Annotated in this window: 19 protein-coding genes; 1 reads left to right on the forward strand and 18 read right to left on the reverse strand. The window is 61.4% G+C overall.

From position 1 onward, the window contains the following. Positions 1 to 223: 223 nt before the first annotated feature. From rpsQ to rpsJ, 11 genes are read right to left on the reverse strand one after another with little or no spacing between them, the layout of a single operon-like run. Positions 224 to 532, reverse strand: coding sequence for a 30S ribosomal protein S17 (gene rpsQ, locus ACSQ1X_RS15090; protein WP_051628707.1), 309 nt, complete (start codon positions 530 to 532; stop codon positions 224 to 226). Then, positions 529 to 858 carry a 50S ribosomal protein L29 gene (gene rpmC / locus ACSQ1X_RS15095; protein ID WP_011692802.1) on the reverse strand — a complete coding sequence of 110 codons (330 nt, stop codon included), beginning with the start codon at positions 856 to 858 and terminating at the stop codon, positions 529 to 531. The genes rpsQ and rpmC overlap by 4 nt, the downstream gene beginning before the upstream one ends. 2 nt (positions 859 to 860) lie before the next feature. Continuing rightward, a complete protein-coding gene (gene rplP, locus ACSQ1X_RS15100) occupies positions 861 to 1,277 on the reverse strand; it encodes a 50S ribosomal protein L16 (RefSeq protein WP_011692803.1) in 417 nt (138 codons plus the stop codon). Further along, entirely contained in the window at positions 1,278 to 2,123 is an 846-nt protein-coding gene (gene rpsC, locus ACSQ1X_RS15105; protein WP_055797143.1) for a 30S ribosomal protein S3, read from the reverse strand. Further along, on the reverse strand, positions 2,124 to 2,489 hold the full coding sequence (gene rplV / locus ACSQ1X_RS15110) for a 50S ribosomal protein L22 (RefSeq protein ID WP_003803798.1): 366 nt from the start codon (positions 2,487 to 2,489) through the stop codon (positions 2,124 to 2,126). It lies immediately after the preceding gene. Between the two features lie 38 nt (positions 2,490 to 2,527). Then, positions 2,528 to 2,809 carry a 30S ribosomal protein S19 gene (gene rpsS / locus ACSQ1X_RS15115; protein WP_011692805.1) on the reverse strand — a complete coding sequence of 94 codons (282 nt, stop codon included), beginning with the start codon at positions 2,807 to 2,809 and terminating at the stop codon, positions 2,528 to 2,530. Between the two features lie 12 nt (positions 2,810 to 2,821). Beyond that, complete coding sequence (gene rplB, locus ACSQ1X_RS15120; protein ID WP_028269580.1) at positions 2,822 to 3,661, reverse strand: 50S ribosomal protein L2; 840 nt, start codon at positions 3,659 to 3,661, stop codon at positions 2,822 to 2,824. A gap of 29 nt (positions 3,662 to 3,690) precedes the next feature. Next, the gene (rplW, locus tag ACSQ1X_RS15125; RefSeq protein ID WP_018773664.1) at positions 3,691 to 3,996 is read right to left on the reverse strand and encodes a 50S ribosomal protein L23; all 306 of its coding nucleotides are present in this window, start codon (positions 3,994 to 3,996) and stop codon (positions 3,691 to 3,693) included. Then, positions 3,993 to 4,610, reverse strand: a complete 618-nt coding sequence (rplD, locus tag ACSQ1X_RS15130) for a 50S ribosomal protein L4 (protein WP_028269581.1) — start codon at positions 4,608 to 4,610, stop codon at positions 3,993 to 3,995. The genes rplW and rplD overlap by 4 nt, the downstream gene beginning before the upstream one ends. 4 nt (positions 4,611 to 4,614) lie before the next feature. After that, on the reverse strand, positions 4,615 to 5,265 hold the full coding sequence (gene rplC, locus ACSQ1X_RS15135; protein ID WP_011692809.1) for a 50S ribosomal protein L3: 651 nt from the start codon (positions 5,263 to 5,265) through the stop codon (positions 4,615 to 4,617). Positions 5,266 to 5,282: 17 nt separating this feature from the next. Then, positions 5,283 to 5,591, reverse strand: coding sequence for a 30S ribosomal protein S10 (gene rpsJ / locus ACSQ1X_RS15140; RefSeq protein WP_003803825.1), 309 nt, complete (start codon positions 5,589 to 5,591; stop codon positions 5,283 to 5,285). A gap of 412 nt (positions 5,592 to 6,003) precedes the next feature. Between rpsJ and ACSQ1X_RS15145 the strand changes: the two genes are divergently transcribed. Further along, positions 6,004 to 7,431: a GH1 family beta-glucosidase gene (locus ACSQ1X_RS15145; RefSeq protein WP_436058247.1), complete on the forward strand. Its 1,428-nt coding sequence runs from the start codon at positions 6,004 to 6,006 to the stop codon at positions 7,429 to 7,431. Between the two features lie 8 nt (positions 7,432 to 7,439). Here ACSQ1X_RS15145 and ACSQ1X_RS15150 read toward each other — a convergent pair whose 3' ends face one another. The 7 genes from ACSQ1X_RS15150 to rpoB form a co-directional block, all read right to left on the reverse strand. Next, a complete protein-coding gene (locus ACSQ1X_RS15150; protein ID WP_268760402.1) occupies positions 7,440 to 7,565 on the reverse strand; it encodes a hypothetical protein in 126 nt (41 codons plus the stop codon). Between the two features lie 176 nt (positions 7,566 to 7,741). Then, positions 7,742 to 8,932: an elongation factor Tu gene (gene tuf / locus ACSQ1X_RS15155; protein WP_055797147.1), complete on the reverse strand. Its 1,191-nt coding sequence runs from the start codon at positions 8,930 to 8,932 to the stop codon at positions 7,742 to 7,744. A 231-nt stretch (positions 8,933 to 9,163) separates the two neighbouring features. After that, positions 9,164 to 11,278 (reverse strand): elongation factor G, encoded by a 2,115-nt coding sequence (gene fusA, locus ACSQ1X_RS15160; RefSeq protein ID WP_055797150.1) that lies wholly within the window; start codon positions 11,276 to 11,278, stop codon positions 9,164 to 9,166. A gap of 69 nt (positions 11,279 to 11,347) precedes the next feature. Beyond that, positions 11,348 to 11,818: a 30S ribosomal protein S7 gene (gene rpsG / locus ACSQ1X_RS15165; RefSeq protein ID WP_026531948.1), complete on the reverse strand. Its 471-nt coding sequence runs from the start codon at positions 11,816 to 11,818 to the stop codon at positions 11,348 to 11,350. Position 11,819: 1 nt separating this feature from the next. Next, entirely contained in the window at positions 11,820 to 12,194 is a 375-nt protein-coding gene (gene rpsL / locus ACSQ1X_RS15170; protein WP_009358312.1) for a 30S ribosomal protein S12, read from the reverse strand. 382 nt (positions 12,195 to 12,576) lie between these two features. Beyond that, a complete protein-coding gene (locus ACSQ1X_RS15175) occupies positions 12,577 to 16,476 on the reverse strand; it encodes a DNA-directed RNA polymerase subunit beta' (RefSeq protein ID WP_011692815.1) in 3,900 nt (1,299 codons plus the stop codon). 93 nt (positions 16,477 to 16,569) lie between these two features. Next, positions 16,570 to 20,085 carry a DNA-directed RNA polymerase subunit beta gene (gene rpoB, locus ACSQ1X_RS15180; protein ID WP_028269585.1) on the reverse strand — a complete coding sequence of 1,172 codons (3,516 nt, stop codon included), beginning with the start codon at positions 20,083 to 20,085 and terminating at the stop codon, positions 16,570 to 16,572. Positions 20,086 to 20,354 lie beyond the last annotated feature (269 nt).

The raw sequence follows: 20,354 nt of genomic DNA on the forward strand, positions 1-20,354 counted from the left end.
CAGGCGATTCCGACGGATCGGGGCGCAAGGGGGCACTATGCCGTGGCACGATTGTTTACGAGGTTGATGACGGCGCACGAACGGCGCCATACAAACTCAAAATCTTAGCACGTTTTGGGCGAATCCCCATATCACAGCCCGGGCGCCGGCGCAGGCAGGCCCGCACACGGCGAAACCCCCGCTCCCATAAAGGGAACGGGGGTTTCTTGCATTTCTGCAGGTGTTACTTGGCCTTCTCGAGGATCTCGACCAGACGCCACCGCTTGGTAGCGGAGAGCGGCCGGGTCTCGGCGAGGAGCACGAGGTCGCCGATGCCGGCGCTGTTCTCTTCGTCGTGTGCCTTGATCTTGGCGTTGCGGCGGATGACCTTGCCGTAGAGGGCGTGCTTCACGCGGTCTTCGACCTGGACAACGATGGTCTTTTCCATCTTGTCCGAGACGACGTAGCCGCGCTTCGTCTTACGGTAACCGCGCTCGTCAGCCTTGGCTGCGTCGGAAACAGTTTCCGTCACGTTCTCGTCCTTTTCACTCACTTGGCGTCCTCCTCGGTCTCAACCGTTTCAGCCTTGTCAGCCTTCTTGGTTGCAGCCTTCTTGGACTTCTTTTCTTCCTTGGCTTCCACAACCGGTGCGGCAACCTCGGCACGAATGCCCAGCTCGCGCTCACGGAGAACGGTGTAGATGCGGGCGATGTCCTTCTTTACCGCGCGCAGACGACCGTGGTTCTCCAGCTGACCGGTGGCGGACTGGAAACGCAGGTTGAACAGCTCTTCCTTAGCCTTGCGGAGTTCTTCAACGAGACGCTCGTTGTCGAAACCGTCCAGCTGCGCGGATGCAAGTTCCTTGGATCCTACTGCCATTTCTACTCACCACCTTCGCGACGCACAATGCGTGCCTTCAACGGCAGCTTGTGGATTGCCAGGCGCAGTGCCTCGCGAGCTACCTCTTCACTGACACCGGAGAGTTCGAAGAGAACCCGGCCCGGCTTGACGTTTGAGACCCACCATTCCGGAGAACCCTTACCGGAACCCATGCGGGTTTCAGCAGGCTTCTTCGTCAGCGGACGGTCCGGGTAGATGTTGATCCAGACCTTGCCGCCACGCTTGATGTGGCGGGTCATCGCGATACGGGCAGACTCGATCTGACGGTTGGTGACGTATGCCGGGCTCAGAGCCTGGATACCCCACTCGCCGAAGGAGACCTTGGTGCCGCCCGTGGCAGCGCCGGAACGACCCGGGTGGTGCTGCTTACGGTGCTTGACTCGACGTGGGATAAGCATTTAAGCCTGTCCTCCTTCTACTGCCTGTGCCGGCGCGGCAGAAGCTGCTTCAGCTGCCGGAGCTTCGGCAGCAGGTGCTGCCTCGGCTGCCGGACGGTCGGTACGACGGCGGCGGTCACCACGGTCAGCGCCACCCGGGCGGCCCGGGCGATCGCTGGCACCACGGCCGCGGGACGGAGCAGCAGCTGCCTGCTGAGCCAGTTCCTTGGAGGTGACGTCACCCTTGTAGATCCAGACCTTCACGCCGATGCGGCCGAAGGTGGTCTTGGCTTCGTAGAAGCCGTAGTCGATGTTCGCGCGGAGGGTGTGCAGGGGCACACGGCCTTCGCGGTAGAACTCCGAGCGGGACATTTCAGCGCCACCCAGTCGACCGGAGCAAGCGATACGGATGCCCTTGGCACCAGCGCGCTGTGCGGACTGCATTGCCTTCTTCATTGCACGGCGGAATGCCACGCGGGAAGTCAGCTGCTCTGCAACGCCCTGGGCAACAAGCTGTGCTTCCATCTCGGGGTTCTTGACCTCGAGGATGTTCAGCTGAACCTGCTTGCCGGTGAGCTTTTCGAGCTCGCCGCGGATGCGGTCTGCTTCAGCACCGCGGCGGCCGATGACGATGCCCGGACGTGCCGTGTGGATATCCACACGGACACGGTCGCGGGTGCGCTCGATTTCAACCTTGGCGATACCGGCGCGCTCCATGCCCGTGGACATGAGCTGGCGGATACGGATGTCTTCGCGAACGAAGTCCTTGTACCGCTGGCCGGCCTTGGTGCTGTCAGCAAACCAGTGCGATACGTGATCGGTGGTGATGCCGAGTCGGAACCCGTGCGGGTTAACTTTCTGTCCCACTTAGCGAGCCTCCTCTTTCTCCGGGGTAGCGACTACCACGGTGATGTGGCTCGTGCGCTTCTTGATCTGAAATGCACGACCCTGGGCTCGCGGCTGGAACCGCTTCATGGTCGGGCCTTCATCAACAAACGCTTCGCTGATGATGAGGTCACCTTCGTCAAACGCCACGCCGTCGCGGTCCGCGAGGACCCGGGCGTTGGAGATTGCCGACTGAACTACCTTGAATACCGGCTCAGAAGCTGCCTGGGGGGCAAACTTCAGAATTGCCAGAGCCTCGTTCGCTTGCTTACCACGAACAAGGTTGACGACGCGCCGGGCCTTCATAGGCGTTACGCGGATGTGACGCGCAATTGCCTTGGCTTCCATTGCTTTCCTTCTCTCGTCTTTGACGTAAGTGCAGGCGCCTAGCGGCGCTTGCCCTTACGGTCGTCCTTGACATGGCCGCGGAATGTCCGCGTGGGAGCGAATTCGCCGAGCTTGTGCCCGACCATCGACTCGGTGACAAACACCGGAATGTGCTTGCGTCCGTCGTGAACGGCGATCGTGTGCCCGAGCATGTCGGGGATGATCATCGAACGGCGGGACCAGGTCTTGATGACGTTCTTGGTGCCCTTTTCGTTTTCCCTGTCCACCTTTACAAAGAGGTGCTGGTCAACGAAAGGACCTTTTTTCAGGCTGCGTGGCATGTGTCCAGGCTCCTATCGCTTGTTCTTGCCAGTACGACGGCGACGAACAATAAGCTTGTCGCTCTCTTTGTTTGGACGGCGGGTGCGGCCTTCGCGCTTACCGTTCGGGTTGACGGGGTGACGTCCACCGGACGTCTTACCCTCGCCACCACCATGCGGGTGGTCAACCGGGTTCATCGCGACACCACGGACGGTCGGGCGAACGCCCTTCCAGCGCATGCGGCCGGCCTTGCCCCAGTTGATGTTCGACTGCTCGGCGTTGCCGACCTCGCCGATCGTTGCGCGGCAGCGCACGTCAACGTTGCGGATTTCGCCGGAAGGCAGACGCAGCTGGGCGAAGCGGCCTTCCTTTGCAACGAGCTGGATCGATGCGCCGGCGGAGCGGCCCATCTTGGCGCCGCCACCCGGACGCAGTTCAACTGCGTGGATTACGGTACCGACCGGGATGTTGAGCAGCGGCAGGTTGTTGCCGGGCTTGATGTCAGCACTGGCACCTGCTTCAACTACGTCACCCTGGGACAGCTTGTTCGGGGCGATGATGTAACGCTTGGTGCCATCAACGTAGTGCAGGAGGGCGATGCGAGCCGTGCGGTTCGGATCGTACTCGATTTCGGCAACGCGGGCGTTGACGCCGTCTTTGTCGTGGCGACGGAAGTCGATCAGACGGTACTGGCGCTTGTGGCCACCACCCTTGTGACGGGTCGTGATCTTACCGGTGTTGTTACGGCCACCCTTTTTCGGGAGGGGACGTACCAACGACTTTTCCGGCGTCGACCGCGTGATTTCAGTGAAGTCCGCTACGCTCGAGCCGCGACGGCCCGGGGTAGTCGGCTTATATTTACGGATTCCCATAATTTATTTCCTCGTTAAAGTGGTCTCCGCTACGAGAGCGGACCGCCGAAGATGTCGATTGTGCCTTCTTTGAGGCTCACAATTGCACGCTTGGTGTTCTTGCGGGTACCCCAGCCGAATTTGGTGCGCTTGCGCTTACCGGCACGGTTGATGGTGTTGATCGATTCGACCTTGACGGAGAAAATCTTCTCCACGGCCAGCTTGATCTCGGTCTTGTTCGAGCGGGGGTCCACCAGGAAGGTGTACTTTCCCTCATCGATCAGGCCGTAGCTCTTTTCCGATACGACGGGTGCAAGCACGACGTCGCGCGGGTCCTTGATGGTGGCTGCACTCACTTGGCATCCTCCTCGTTCTTTGCCTTGGCGGCAACGAATGCCTCGTAGGCAGCCTTGGTGAAGACTACGTCGTCAGAGACGAGCACGTCGTAGGTGTTCAGCTGGTCTGCGTACAGAACGTGAACATCTGCGAGGTTGCGCACAGACAGTGCAGCAACATCGTTGGCGCGCTCGATGACAACGAGCAGGTTCTTGCGCTCGGACACGCCGCGCAGCGTTGCCAGTGCGGCGCTGGAGGACGGCTTGGTGCCGGTTACCAGTTCAGCGACAACGTGGATGCGGCCGTTGCGGGCGCGGTCAGACAATGCGCCGCGCAGTGCAGCAGCAATCATCTTCTTGGGGGTCCGCTGGCTGTAGTCACGCGGGGTCGGGCCGTGGACAACGCCACCACCGGTCATGTGAGGAGCACGGATTGAACCCTGACGGGCGCGGCCGGTGCCCTTCTGCTTGAACGGCTTACGGCCTGCACCGGAAACTTCAGCGCGGGTCTTGGTCTTGTGGGTACCCTGACGAGCAGCAGCGAGCTGTGCAACGACGACCTGGTGCAGCAGCGGCACGTTGGTCTGTACGTCGAAGATCTCTGCAGGCAGGTCAACCTTGACAGTGCTAGTCATTGAACTAGGCTCCCTTCACGGCGGTGCGTACGAGGACGACCTGGCCGCGGGCGCCGGGAACGGCGCCCTTGATGAGGAGCAGCGACTTCTCGACGTCAACTGCGTGAACCGTGAGGTTCAGCGTCGTGTGACGAACGGCGCCCATACGGCCGGCCATTTTCATGCCCTTGAAGACGCGGCTCGGGGTGGATGCGCCACCGATTGAACCGGGCTTACGGTGGTTCTTGTGTGCACCGTGGGAAGCTCCAACGCCGTGGAAGCCGTGACGCTTCATAACACCGGCGAAGCCCTTACCCTTGGTGGTGCCAACGACGTCGATCTTCTGTCCGGCTTCGAAGACCTCAACGGAGAGCTCCTGGCCCAGCTCGTACTCAGCAGCATCTGCGGTACGAAGTTCGACAACGTGGCGGCGAGGCGTGACGCCTGCCTTTTCAAAGTGACCAGCCAGCGGCTTGGTGACCTTGCGGGGATCGATCTGGCCGTAGCCGATCTGAACGGCGACGTAGCCATCAACGTCTGCGTTACGCAGCTGGGTGATGACGTTTGAGTCAGCCTGGACAACAGTGACGGGGATGAGCTTGTTGTTCTCGTCCCAGACCTGGGTCATGCCGAGCTTCGTGCCCAGCAGGCCCTTTACGTTACGGGTTGCGGTCATAGTCTCTCAGCACCTCCCTACAGCTTGATTTCGATGTTCACGTCGGCGGGCAGGTCGAGACGCATAAGCGAGTCAACAGCCTTCGGCGTGGGGTCGATGATGTCGATCAGACGCTTGTGCGTGCGCATTTCAAAGTGCTCGCGGCTGTCCTTGTACTTGTGCGGAGAGCGGATAACGCAGTACACGTTCTTCTCCGTCGGCAGCGGCACGGGGCCAACTACCGTTGCGCCTGCGCGCGTGACCGTCTCAACGATCTTCCGTGCTGAAACGTCAATGACCTCGTGGTCATATGACTTCAGCCGGATGCGGATTTTTTGTCCCGCCATGTCGCCTGACTCTCTTTCAGTCTGTGCTTCCCCTGTTTGGGGCTGCCCTGTTTACTTACGCGTTGTGTGGCTGCCGAAGCATTCGAAGTCGTAACTACCACCCGCCGCACAAGCTGAATCCGGAAGAATCCGGGTTCCTCAACCTGCCGGCGTAACCGACCCCCGCGGTCGGGCGTGTCGCGCTCTGCACGCGTACTCGTCCGCAGTTCCATGGGGAGTGGGTTATGTTTGGGCTCCTACTTGGACCCTGGCACCCGGCATTATCCGGATCGGGACGCGAAGGAGCGCTTGAACAACTCATCTAGTATGCCGGATTTTGCGGGGAGAAGCGAATCGCGCTATCCAAGGCAGGGTGCGCCTGCCAGCCTCCCGGGTCATTGCCTTCAGCAACCGTCGAATGGATGATAGGGGCATGACTGTGCAGAACTCTGCGGCGTTGCAGAGCCTGGCCGAGCGGCTGGACCCGGATTTCATCCTGGGTGTGGCCGCAGCCGCGTTCCAAATTGAAGGATCCCTCAAGGCCGACGGCCGCGGACCCTCCGGCTGGGACGCCTTCGCCGAGAAACCTGGCAGCATCATGGACGGCCACTCCCCTGCCGTCGCCTGCGACCATTACAACCGCTCCGGCGAAGACGTCGCCCTGATGCGTGACCTGGGCGTTGACTCCTACCGCTTTTCCATTTCCTGGCCCCGGATCCAGCCTGACGGCCGCGGCGCCTTCAACAGCCAGGGACTGGACTTCTATGACCGGCTGATCGATCAGCTGCTCGACGCCGGCATCTCACCGATGGCCACTCTGTACCACTGGGACACTCCCCTGCCGCTGGAGCACAGTGGCGGTTGGCTGAACCGCTCAACGGCGGAACGCTTCGCCGAATACAGTGCCGCGGCCGGTGAACGGTACGGGGATCGCGTGGCGCAATGGGTGACGCTGAACGAGCCGGTTTCGGTGACGCTTAACGGTTACGCACTGGGTGTGCATGCTCCCGGCCACGACCTGCTCTTTGATGCCCTGCCGGCAGTGCACCACCAGTTGCTGGGCCACGGACTTGCCGTGCAGGCCCTGCGGGCAGCCGGTGTTGTGGGGACCGTCGGGGTAACCAACCTGCACTCCCCGGTGCGTCCGGCGTCGGGCAAGCTCACCGACAGGCTGCTGGCCAAAGTTTTCGACCTGATGCTGAACCGGGTGTATGCCGACCCCATCCTGCTGGGCAAGTATCCGAAGCCGCCGCTGCTCGCCAGGCCGTGGTTCCGGATCCTGTCCGGGGCCAAGGATGCGGACCTCCGGAACATCCACCAGCCCATCGACTTCTACGGCCTCAACTACTACTACCCGGTCAAGGTCGCCACGGGACGGGGGCCGGCCGACAGCCCTGCCGGCACGGCCGAAGCGATGGCCCGGGTGCCCTTCCATTTGGCGGCGTTCCCCGAGTATGACCTGACCGGCTTCGGCTGGCCCGTGGCCCCCGACCACATCGGCGTGCTGCTGCGCGAGATGAAGGACCGGTACGGCGACGCCCTGCCCCCGCTGTACATCACCGAGAGCGGCGCAAGTTTCCCGGAACCGGAACATGTCTCCGGTCCCATTCCGGACACCAACCGTATCGACTACCTGGCCGGCCACCTGAACCATGCACTGGCCGCCACGTCACCCGGCGGCCTCGCCGAGGACGTAAAACTGCTGGGCTACTACGTGTGGACTTTGCTGGACAACTTTGAGTGGGCCGCCGGCTACTCACAGCGATTCGGGCTGGTCCACGTGGATTTTGACACGCTGGAGCGTACGCCCAAGGAATCCTTCTACTGGTTCCAGGCTCTCAGCAGGGCGCGAAAGGCCTGAGTTCAGGCCTACTTGTTCTTGTTGGCCCGGTTGATGCGCTTTGCCCGCTCGATTTCCTGGCGGAAGTGCTTCTTCGCCCAAAACACGCCGGCCACGACCGCCGCGGCGACCAGAAGGAAAATTAACCATTCCATGATGCTGTCCTTTCGTTGTCAGCAACCCTACCAAGGCCGGACGACGAACGGTCCGTCGGGCTGCCGCGGCAACGTCATGGGGGCAAAAAACAGCCCCGCCGCGTAAATACGCAGCGGGGCTGTTGATAAGTCTCAGACGGCCGTCAGGCCTTCCGATCCCTGATCATCCAGTATTACTACTTGATGATCTTGGTGACGCGTCCCGAACCAACGGTGCGGCCGCCTTCGCGGATAGCGAAGCCGAGGCCCTCTTCCATAGCGATGGGCTGGATGAGCGCAACGGTCATCTCAGTGTTGTCGCCAGGCATAACCATTTCCGTGCCTTCCGGCAGGGTGATAACACCGGTTACGTCCGTGGTGCGGAAGTAGAACTGCGGGCGGTAGTTGGAGTAGAACGGGTTGTGACGTCCGCCTTCGTCCTTGGAGAGGATGTAGACGTTAGCCTCGAAGTCGGTGTGCGGGGTGATTGAACCCGGCTTGACGACAACCTGGCCACGCTCTACGTCATCACGCTTCAGACCGCGGAGCAGCAGGCCACAGTTCTCGCCGGCCCATGCTTCGTCGAGCTGCTTGTGGAACATCTCGATACCGGTAACCGTGGTCTTCTGGACCGGACGGATGCCGACGATCTCGACCTCAGAGTTGATCGCGAGGGTTCCACGCTCGGCGCGGCCCGTTACAACGGTGCCACGGCCGGTGATCGTGAAGACGTCTTCGATCGGCATGAGGAACGGCTTGTCACGGTCACGTACGGGGTCCGGAACGGACTCGTCGACAGCTTCCATGAGGTCCTCGACGGACTTGACCCAAACCGGGTCGCCTTCGAGTGCCTTTAGACCGGAAACGCGAACAACCGGAGCCTCATCGCCATCGAAGCCCTGAGCCGAAAGCAGCTCGCGAACTTCCATTTCGACGAGGTCGAGGAGCTCTTCGTCATCGACCATGTCCGACTTGTTCAGTGCAACCAGCAGGTAGGGAACGCCAACCTGGCGGGCGAGCAGGACGTGCTCGCGAGTCTGGGCCATCGGGCCGTCAGTGGCGGCAACCACGAGGATTGCACCGTCCATCTGTGCAGCACCGGTGATCATGTTCTTGATGTAGTCAGCGTGACCCGGAGCGTCTACGTGTGCGTAGTGGCGCTTCTCGGTCTGGTACTCAACGTGGGAGATGTTGATGGTAATGCCGCGCTGACGCTCTTCGGGAGCAGAGTCAATAGACGCGAAGTCGCGCTGCTCGTTGAGAGTCGGGTACTTGTCGTACAGCACCTTGGAAATGGCGGCCGTCAACGTCGTCTTACCGTGGTCAACGTGACCAATGGTACCGATGTTAACGTGCGGCTTAGTCCGCTCGAACTTTGCCTTTGCCACAGGTTCCTCCTAGAACGTTTTCAAATGACTTACCCTCCGGTCGCGCTTGTCGCGGCCGAAACTTCAGTAAGTCTACTTGGGGGGCTTTGGATTGGTGAAATTGCAGATTCAGGAACTAATACTAGTCCCTCGAGTCTGTTCGTGCAGATGGCCGGAAGCCGGCCACCTGCACAGGGCTAGTTTCCGAAAATGGAAACGCACCCGAGTTTGTCGCTTTGAAAGTCCAGTGGACTACTCGCCGCGGTTCTTCTGGATGATCTCGTCGGCGACTGCCTTCGGGACCTCGGCGTAGCTGTTGAACGTCATGGAGTACACAGCGCGGCCCTGGGTCTTCGAGCGCAGGTCACCGATGTAGCCGAACATGCCGGACAGCGGGACGTGCGCACGGATGACCTTGACGCCCTGGGCATCTTCCATGGACTGCATCTGGCCACGGCGGGAGTTAAGGTCACCGATAACTTCACCCATGTATTCCTCAGGGGTGCGGACCTCGACATCCATCAGCGGTTCGAGCAGGACAGGGTTCGCCTTGCGTGCGGCTTCCTTGAAAGCCATACGGCCGGCGATCTTGAACGCCATTTCCGAGGAGTCAACATCGTGGTACGCGCCGTCAATCAGCGTGGCCTTGATGCCGACAACCGGGTAACCGGCCAGGACGCCGTCGTTCAGTGCATCCTGGATACCGGCGTCAACCGACGGGATGTATTCGCGCGGAACGCGGCCACCGGTGACCTTGTTCTCGAACTCGTACATCTCGCCTTCGGACGTGTCCAGCGGCTCGATCGCGATCTGGATCTTTGCGAACTGGCCCGAACCACCGGTCTGCTTCTTGTGCGTGTAGTCGTGACGCTCTACAGCACGCTTGATGGTTTCGCGGTAAGCAACCTGCGGCTTGCCAACGTTTGCCTCGACCTTGAATTCGCGGCGCATGCGGTCCACCAGGATGTCCAGGTGAAGCTCGCCCATGCCGGCGATGATGGTCTGACCGGTGTCTTCGTTGAGGGAGACCTGGAAGGTCGGGTCCTCAGCGGAGAGCTTCTGGATGGCCGTGGAGAGCTTCTCCTGGTCACCCTTGGTGTTCGGCTCGATAGCAACCGAGATCACGGGCTCCGGGAAGCTCATGGACTCGAGGACGATCTGGTTGGCGGAATCGCACAGGGTGTCACCCGTGGTGGTGTCCTTCAGACCGATGGCTGCGTAGATGTGGCCGGCGGTAGCGCCCTCAACGGGCATTTCCTTGTTGGCGTGCATCTGGAACAGCTTGCCGATGCGCTCCTTCTTGCCCTTGGTGGAGTTGACCACCTGAGCGCCTGCTTCCACGTGACCGGAGTACACGCGGATGAAGGTGAGCTGGCCGAAGAACGGGTGCGCGGCGATCTTGAATGCCAGTGCGGAGAACGGCTCTTCAGAGGACGGCTTGCGAGTGAGTTCCTTCTCTTCGTCGCGAGGATCGTGACCGATCATCGGGGGGACGTCGAGCGGGTTCGGCAGGTAGTCAACCACGGCATCCAGCATCGGCTGAACGCCACGGTTCTTGAATGCGGAACCACAGAAGACCGGGTAGATCTCCGAGTTGATCGTCATCTTGCGGATGCCGGCCTTGAGCTCGTCGATGGAGATCTCTTCGCCCTCAAGGTACTTCTCCATGAGTTCTTCGGAGGCCTCTGCAACAGTCTCAATGAGCGTTGCGCGGTACTCTTCGGCCTTTTCCTTGAGGTCAGCCGGGATCTCGCGGATCTCGTACTTGGCACCCATGGTGACGTCACCCTTGGCATCGCCGGGCCAAACCAGTGCGCGCATGTAGAGCAGGTCGACGACGCCGATGAAGTCGTTCTCGGAACCGATCGGCAGCTGCATGACGAGCGGCTTGGCACCGAGGCGGCTGATGATGGTGTCTACGGTGAAGTAGAAGTCAGCGCCCAGCTTGTCCATCTTGTTGACGAAGCAGATACGCGGGACGTTGTACTTGTCAGCCTGGCGCCAGACAGTCTCGGACTGCGGCTCCACGCCTTCCTTGCCGTCGAACACGGCAACTGCACCGTCGAGGACGCGCAGGGAGCGCTCAACCTCAACCGTGAAGTCCACGTGGCCGGGGGTGTCGATGATGTTGATCTGGTTGTTTTCCCAGAAGCAGGTCACGGCGGCAGACGTGATGGTGATGCCGCGTTCCTTTTCCTGTTCCATCCAGTCGGTGGTCGAAGCGCCGTCGTGCGTTTCGCCGATCTTGTGGTTCACACCTGTGTAGAACAGAATGCGCTCGGTGGTGGTGGTCTTGCCGGCATCAATGTGGGCCATGATGCCGATATTGCGGACCTTACTAAGGTCGGTAAGCACGTCCTGTGCCACGGTGTCTCCCTTTCGGATGGACTGCACGTTCGCCGCCGGCTCGAGTGAGCCGGCGGCGTCCGGGAAGTATTACCAGCGGTAGTGTGCGAAGGCCTTGTTGGACTCGGCCATCTTGTGGGTGTCTTCGCGACGCTTCACAGCGGCACCGAGACCGTTCGAGGCATCCAGGATTTCGTTCTGGAGACGCTCGGTCATCGTCTTTTCGCGGCGGGCCTTGGAGTAGCCAACCAGCCAGCGAAGGGCGAGTGCCGTGGAGCGGCCCGGCTTGACCTCAACCGGAACCTGGTAGGTTGCGCCACCGACGCGGCGTGAGCGGACCTCAAGGGAAGGCTTGACGTTGTCCATGGCCTTCTTGAGTGCTGCTACGGGGTCGCCGCCGGACTTGGCGCGGGCGCCTTCGAGGGCACCGTAAACGATGCGCTCAGCGGTGGACTTCTTGCCGTCTACCAGCACCTTGTTGATCAGCTGGGTGACCAGCGGGGAGCCGTAAACGGGATCTAGTACTAGCGGCCGCTTGGGGGCCGGACCCTTGCGAGGCATATTACTTCTTCTCCATCTTTGCGCCGTAGCGGCTGCGGGCCTGCTTACGGTTCTTCACACCCTGGGTATCGAGGGCGCCACGGACGATCTTGTAACGGACACCCGGGAGGTCCTTCACACGACCGCCACGGACGAGCACAATGGAGTGCTCCTGGAGGTTGTGGCCTACACCGGGGATGTAAGCGGTAACCTCAACGCCACCGTTAAGGCGCACACGTGCAACCTTACGCAGAGCCGAGTTCGGCTTCTTCGGGGTGGTGGTGTAGACGCGGGTGCAAACACCGCGGCGCATCGGGCTGCCCTTAAGCGCGGGAGCCTTGGTCTTTGAGACCTTAGGCGTGCGGCCCTTACGGACCAACTGGTTAATCGTAGGCACTCTCGTGTTCTCCGTTTTATCCGGAGCGGCCGCTGACAGCCGCTCTCCTTTTGCTTTGCCCCGCCGCCCGAGCTTTGAAGAATCTCCAGAGCAGCTGAGGCGAAGCCTTAATAGTCGGATCGCAGACCGGGACCCGGACTTGCGTCCTGATCGGTCCCTAGGCATGCAAAAATGTGGCATACGTTGCACAAGAACCCTGCAAACCGGAAACGTCGCTCTGGCTTAGCCTTTCAGCTCAGCCGGCGCACTCATCCACTGCCACAATAACAATTGGTATCCAGTCTAACATGGACGGCCGCCAAGCCTTAATCGGCGGGTTAAACGGGGATGGTCCCCCACCTTGCGGTGCGGGACCATCCCTTGATCAGGCTATGACTGCCGGCTAGCGGAAGTCGCTGCCGAGATCGTAGTCATCCAGCGGGATGGCGTGGAACTCGGGAGCTCCGTCGCCGCCCAGGGTGTCGTAGGAGAAGTCGCTGAATGCGCTGGGACCTGTGAACAGGTTTGCCTTTGCTTCTTCAGTCGGCTCCACCGTGACCTCCGTGTAGCGCGGGAGACCCGTGCCGGCGGGGATGAGCTTACCGATGATGACGTTTTCCTTGAGGCCGAGCAGCGGGTCGCTCTTGCCTTCCATGGCCGCCTGCGTCAGGACGCGGGTGGTCTCCTGGAAGGAAGCTGCCGACAGCCAGGACTCGGTGGCCAGGGATGCCTTGGTGATACCCATGAGCTCAGGACGTCCGGAAGCCGGAGTCTTGCCCTCGGACACCACGCGGCGGTTGGCGTCTTCGAAGCGGCTGCGCTCCGCCAGCTCACCGGGGAGCAGGTCGGATTCACCCGATTCGATGACCGTGACGCGGCGCAGCATCTGGCGGACGATAACCTCGACGTGCTTGTCGTGGATGCCGATGCCCTGGCTGCGGTACACGCCCTGGACCTCGTCCACCAGGAACTTCTGTGCAGCACGGGGGCCCATGATGCGCAGAACCTGCTTGGGGTCGACCGGGCCGTTGATGAGCTTCTGGCCCACCGCGACGTGCTGGCCGTCTTCAATCAGGAGGCGTGAGCGGCGAAGGACCGGGTAAGCGATCTCTTCACTGCCGTCGTCCGGAGTGATGACCAGGCGCATTTGGCGCTCGGACTCTTCGATGGCGATGCGGCCGGCTGCTTCTGCAATCGGTGCGACACCCTTCGGAGTACGTGCTTCGAAAAGCTCCTGGATACGGGGCAGACCCTGGGTGATGTCGTCGCCGCCGCTGGCGGAAACAGCACCACCGGTGTGGAACGTACGCATGGTCAGCTGGGTACCGGGCTCACCGATGGACTGTGCGGCGATGATGCCCACTGCCTCACCGATGTCCACGGTCTTGCCGGTGGCCAGCGAACGGCCGTAGCACAGGGCGCAGGTGCCGACGCTGGACTCACAGGTGAGTACGGAGCGGACCTTGACCTCGGTGATACCGGCTGCAAACAGTTCAGCAATGACGACGTCGCCGCAGTCGGTGCCGCCGGCAGCCAGGACCTTGCCCTTGGAGTCAACGACATCCACGGCCAGGGTACGGGCGTACGCGCTGTTCTCAACGTTCTCGTCCAGCACCAGCTCACCGTTGGCATCAGCCACGGCAATCGGGGTGACGAGGCCGCGTTCGGTGCCGCAGTCCTCTTCACGGACGATGACGTCCTGCGAGACGTCCACCAGTCGACGGGTCAGGTAACCCGAGTTGGCGGTACGCAGCGCGGTGTCAGCCAGACCCTTACGGGCACCGTGCGTGGCGATGAAGTATTCCAGCACCGACAAGCCCTCGCGGTAGGAGGACTTGATCGGACGCGGGATGATCTCACCCTTAGGGTTGGCCACCAGGCCACGGATACCCGCGATCTGACGGACCTGCATCCAGTTACCACGTGCACCGGAGGAAACCATGCGGTTGATGGTGTTCATCGGCGACAGGTTGTCACGCATGACCTGTGCGATTTCGTTGGTTGCCTTGTTCCAGATCTCGATCAGTTCCTGGCGACGCTCGTCGTCGTCGATCAGGCCCTTGTCGTACTGTCCCTGGATCTTGGCAGCGCGCTCTTCGTAACCGGCGAGGATAACCGGCTTCTCGGCCGGAACCTCGATGTCGGAGATGGCGACGGTAACGCCTGAGCGGGTGGCCCAGTAGAAACCGGCATCCTTCAGGTTGTCCAGCGTTGCCGCGGTAACAACCTTCGGGTAACGCTCGGCGAGGTCGTTGACGATACGGGACAGTTCGCCCTTGTCGGCAACAGCCTCAACCCACGGGTAGTCCTCGGGGAGGGTCTGGTTGAAGATGACCTGGCCCAGGGAGGTCTGGACGAGCGCGGTCTGACCCGGCTCCCAGCCTTCCGGAGCTTCCCAGCCGGCGTAAGGAACAAAGCCCTCAAGCCGGATCTTGACCTGGGAGTTCAGGTGCAGCTCGTGCAGGTCGAACGCCATGATGGCTTCCGAAACCGAGGAGAAGATGCGGCCTTCGCCAGCTGAACCGACACGCTTGGTGGTCAGGTGGTAGAGGCCGATGATCATATCCTGCGAAGGAAGGGTCACCGGGCGGCCGTCAGACGGCTTCAGGATGTTGTTGGAGGACAGCATCAGGATGCGGGCTTCAGCCTGGGCTTCGGGGCTCAGCGGCAGGTGGACTGCCATCTGGTCGCCGTCGAAGTCAGCGTTGAAGGCGCCACAAACCAGCGGGTGAAGCTGGATTGCCTTGCCTTCCACTAGCTGCGGTTCGAAGGCCTGGATGCCGAGGCGGTGCAGGGTAGGTGCACGGTTGAGCAGCACCGGGTGTTCGGTGATGATCTCTTCCAGCACGTCCCAAACCTGCGGACGGTAACGCTCGACCATGCGCTTTGCCGACTTGATGTTCTGGGCGTGGTTGAGGTCAACCAGGCGCTTCATCACGAACGGCTTGAAGAGCTCCAGGGCCATCTGCTTGGGCAGACCACACTGGTGCAGCTTCAGCTGCGGGCCGACGACGATGACCGAACGGCCGGAGTAGTCAACGCGCTTGCCGAGCAGGTTCTGGCGGAAACGACCCTGCTTGCCCTTGAGCATGTCGCTCAGGGACTTCAGCGGACGGTTGCCCGGACCCGTTACCGGACGGCCACGACGGCCGTTGTCGAAGAGGCTGTCAACAGCTTCCTGAAGCATGCGCTTCTCGTTGTTGACGATGATCTCCGGAGCACCGAGGTCAAGCAGGCGCTTGAGTCGGTTGTTGCGGTTGATCACACGACGGTAGAGGTCGTTGAGGTCGGAGGTCGCGAATCGGCCACCGTCCAGCTGGACCATCGGGCGCAGTTCCGGCGGGATCACCGGGACGGCGTCCAGCACCATGCCGAGCGGGCTGTTGTTGGTGGTCAGGAACGCGTTGACCACCTTCAGGCGCTTCAGGGCTCGGGTCTTGCGCTGGCCCTTGCCGTTGGCAATGATGTCGCGCAGGAGGTCCGACTCGGCCTGCATGTCGAAGTTCTCAAGACGCTTCTTGATGGCTTCGGCACCCATGGAGCCTTCGAAGTACATGCCGTAGCGGTCACGCAGTTCGCGGTAGAGGCCTTCATCGCCTTCGAGGTCTGCGACCTTCAGGTTCTTGAAACGGTCCCAGACCTGCTCAAGGCGCTCGATGTCGGCGTCGGCACGCTTACGCACGTTGGCCATCTGACGGTCCGCGGAGTCGCGGGCCTTCTTCTTGTCGGCAGCCTTGGCGCCTTCGCCTTCGAGACGGGCAAGCTCGTTCTCGAGGTCGCGGGCGATCGTGGCGATGTCCGAGTCGCGGTTGTCGACCAGCTGCTTCTTCTCGATGTCGTGCTCAACCTGGAGGTTGGGCAGTTCTTCGTGGCGGCTGTCGGTGTCGACGCTCGTGATCATGTAGGCAGCGAAGTAGATGACCTTTTCGAGGTCCTTCGGTGCAAGGTCAAGGAGGTAGCCCAGGCGGGACGGAACACCCTTGAAGTACCAGATGTGCGTGACCGGTGCGGCCAGCTCGATGTGGCCCATGCGCTCACGGCGGACCTTGGCGCGGGTGACTTCAACGCCACACCGCTCGCAGATGATGCCCTTGAAGCGCACGCGCTTGTACTTGCCGCAGTAGCATTCCCAGTCGCGGGACGGGCCGAAGATCTTCTCGCAGAAGAGGCCGTCCTTCTCGGGCTTGAGCGTGCGGTAGTTGATGGTTTCCGGCTTCTTAACCTCGCCGTAAGACCAGCCACGGATGTCTTCCGCGGTGGCGAGGCCGATCTGCATGAGGCCGAAGGAGGATTCGCTGGACATATGGTCCCTGTTCTCTCTTGTTCTCTAAATTCTGAAGTCTTGGGTTACGGGAAGAGGGAGTACGACGGCGGGCAGTCACCCGCCGTCGTACTGCTAGACCTCTTCTACGGAACTGGGCTCTGCACGAGACAGATCGATGCCCAGTTCTTCCGCAGCCGTGAAGACTGCGTCATCAGAGTCACGCATTTCAATTGTGGTTCCGTCCGTGGAAAGCACTTCCACGTTCAGGCACAGCGACTGCATTTCCTTGATCAAGACCTTGAAGGACTCAGGAACGCCCGGCTCGGGGATGTTCTCGCCCTTGACGATGGCTTCGTAGACCTTCACACGACCGTGGATATCATCCGACTTGATCGTGAGGAGTTCCTGGAGAGTGTACGCGGCGCCGTAAGCTTCGAGCGCCCACACTTCCATTTCACCGAAGCGCTGGCCACCGAACTGTGCCTTACCACCCAGCGGCTGCTGCGTGATCATGGAGTACGGGCCGGTGGAGCGCGCGTGGATCTTGTCGTCCACCAGGTGGTGGAGCTTCAGGATGTACATGTAGCCGACCGAGATCGGATCCGGGAACGGCTCGCCGGAGCGGCCATCAAACAGGCGGGTCTTGCCCGAGGAGTTGATCAGGCGGTCGCCGTCGCGGGTCACGTTGGTGGAGTCGAGCAGGCCCGTGATTTCTTCTTCACGCGCACCGTCGAACACCGGCGTTGCAACAGTGGTTGAACCACTCTCGCGCGGCAGGTTCGGCAGCTGCTTGACCCACTCGGGCTCGCCTTCGATCTTCCAACCGGTCTTGGCAACCCAGCCGAGGTGCGTTTCGAGCACCTGGCCGACGTTCATACGGCCCGGAACACCCAGCGGGTTCAGGACGATATCAACGGGGGTGCCGTCGGCAAGGAAGGGCATGTCCTCGATCGGAAGGATCTTGGAAATAACACCCTTGTTGCCGTGGCGGCCGGCGAGCTTGTCGCCGTCGGTGATCTTGCGCTTTGCGGCCACGTAGACGCGGACCAGCTGGTTGACGCCCGGGGGCAGCTCGTCGTCATTGTCGCGGTCGAAGACGCGGACGCCGATGACGGTGCCGGACTCGCCGTGCGGAACCTTCAGGGACGTGTCGCGGACTTCGCGGGACTTCTCGCCGAAGATGGCGCGCAGCAGGCGCTCTTCCGGGGTCAGTTCGGTTTCACCCTTCGGGGTGACCTTTCCGACCAGGATGTCGCCGGCTTCAACCTCGGCACCAATGTGGATGATGCCGCGCTCGTCCAGGCCCGCAAGGACTTCCTCGGACACGTTGGGGATGTCACGGGTGATTTCCTCGGCACCAAGCTTGGTGTCGCGGGCATCGATCTCGTGCTCCTCGATGTGGATGGAGGAAAGGACGTCCTCGGCAACGATGCGCTGCGAGAGGATGATGGCGTCCTCGAAGTTGTGGCCTTCCCATGACATGAATGCCACGAGCAGGTTCTTACCGAGGGCGAGTTCACCCTGGTCCGTTGCCGGGCCGTCAGCGATGATGCCGCCGACCTCCAGGCGCTGGCCTTCGCTCACCAGGACACGGTGGTTGTAGCAGTTGCCCTGGTTGGAACGGGCGAACTTGTTGATGCGGTAGTTGGTTTCCGTGCCGTCGTCGTTGAGCATGATGACGAGTTCAGCGGACACCTCGGTGACCACACCGGCCTTCTTCGCGATGACAACGTCACCGGCGTCGACGGCAGCGGCGCGCTCCATGCCGGTACCGACGAACGGCGCCTCGGAACGGACCAGCGGCACAGCCTGGCGCTGCATGTTGGCACCCATGAGTGCGCGGTTGGCATCGTCATGCTCGAGGAACGGGATCAGCGCCGTAGCCACGGACACCATCTGGCGCGGGGAAACGTCCATGAACTCGACCTCGGCGGCGGGAACGAGCACGGGCTCGCCTCCACCACCACGGGCACGGACCAGGACGGTCTCTTCGGCGAACTTCTTGTTCTCGTCCAGCGGAGCGTTGGCCTGTGCGATCAGGACCTCTGCTTCGTCGTCGGCCGTCAGGTACTGGACCTCATCGGAAACGACACCTTCGGACACGAGGCGGTAAGGCGTCTCGATGAAGCCGAACGGGTTGATGCGGCCGTAGGAAGCCAGCGAACCGATCAGACCAATGTTCGGGCCTTCAGGGGTTTCGATGGGGCACATACGTCCGTAGTGGGACGGGTGAACGTCTCGGACTTCCATGCCTGCACGGTCACGGGACAGACCACCCGGGCCAAGCGCGGACAGACGGCGCTTGTGGGTCAGACCCGACAGCGGGTTGTTCTGGTCCATGAACTGGGACAGCTGGGAAGTTCCGAAGAACTCCTTGATGGCTGCCACAACGGGGCGGATGTTGATCAGTGTCTGCGGCGTGATGGCCTCGACGTCCTGCGTGGTCATACGCTCGCGGACGACGCGCTCCATACGGGACAGGCCGGTGCGGACCTGGTTCTCGATGAGCTCGCCGACGGCGCGGATGCGGCGGTTGCCGAAGTGGTCGATGTCATCGATCTCGACGCGCAGCTCGTGGTCCTGGCCGTCGCGCTTGCCCGTGAGGGTCTTCTCGCCGGCGTGCAGTGCAACCAGGAACTTGATCATCGCAACGATGTCTTCAACGTGCAGGACCGAAGCTTCCTTGTCGCCAAGGGAGCGGTCGATGCCAAGCTTGCGGTTGATCTTGTAACGGCCGACCTTGGCCAGATCGTAGCGCTTGGAGTTGAAGTACAGGTTGTCCAGCAGGGACTGGGCAGCCTCGACGGTGGGCGGCTCGCCCGGTCGCAGCTTCCGGTAGATGTCCAGCAAGGCGTCTTCGCGGGTTTCCGTGGCGTCCTTCTCCAGCGTTGCGCGCATGGAGTCGTACTGGCCAAACTCTTCGAGGATCTGGCCTTCGGTCCAGCCGAGGGCTTTCAGCAGCACCGTGACGGACTGCTTGCGCTTGCGGTCAAGGCGAACGCCGACCTGGTCGCGCTTGTCGATCTCGAGCTCGAACCAGGCACCGCGGGACGGGATGATCTTCGCAGTGAAGATGTCCTTGTCGCTGGTTTTGTCAGCGGTGCGCTCGAAGTAGGCGCCCGGGGAACGGACCAGCTGGGAGACAACGACACGCTCGGTGCCGTTGACGACGAAGGTGCCCTTCTCGGTCATCAGCGGGAAGTCACCCATGAACACGGTCTGCTGCTTGATTTCGCCCGTGTTGTTGTTCATGAATTCGGCTTTAACGTACAGCGGAGCCGAGTACGTAGCGTCCCGGTCCTTGCACTCGGCCATGGTGTATTTGGGATCAGCGAACTCCGGGTCGGAGAAGCTCAGGGACATGGTGCCCTGGAAATCCTCGATCGGGGAGATCTCTTCAAAGATGTCAGACAGACCGGAGCTAGTGGCGACGCTGAGGTCGCCTTCTTCGACGGCCTTCGCAACGCGTGCCTGCCAGCGTTCGTTTCCGACCAGCCAGTCGAAGCTGTCCGTTTGCAGGGCAAGCAGATTCGGAACGTCAAGAGGTTCGTGAATCTTTGCGAATGAGAGCCGGCGAGTGGCACCATCGGTGCTGTCGGCATTGATAGCGGTAGCGTTGTTTACATTAGAGGTGCTCGAGGCGACCAAGAGGGATCCTTCCACAGACCTTCAGGCGTTTTCAGATCTCCCCCGTTGCAAGCCCTGCAGAATGACTCCGCAGCGCTACCAGTCCGGTTCCGCTATATGACCCGGGACCCAGGCTGTTCATTTTGGTGCACGTCTCGGACGGCACGTCGATGGAACAGCTGCTAGGCAAAGCCCACCGCTATATGAAGGCTGAAGGTAAACAGGGAAGACGCAAATATCTACGATACGGCAAAGCGGCGCGCGTGTCTACCCCACTTCCTCGGTTATTG

Origin of the sequence: Arthrobacter sp. LjRoot78 (genome assembly GCF_964254335.1) — a bacterium.
Classification (GTDB): Bacteria; Actinomycetota; Actinomycetes; order Actinomycetales; family Micrococcaceae; genus Arthrobacter.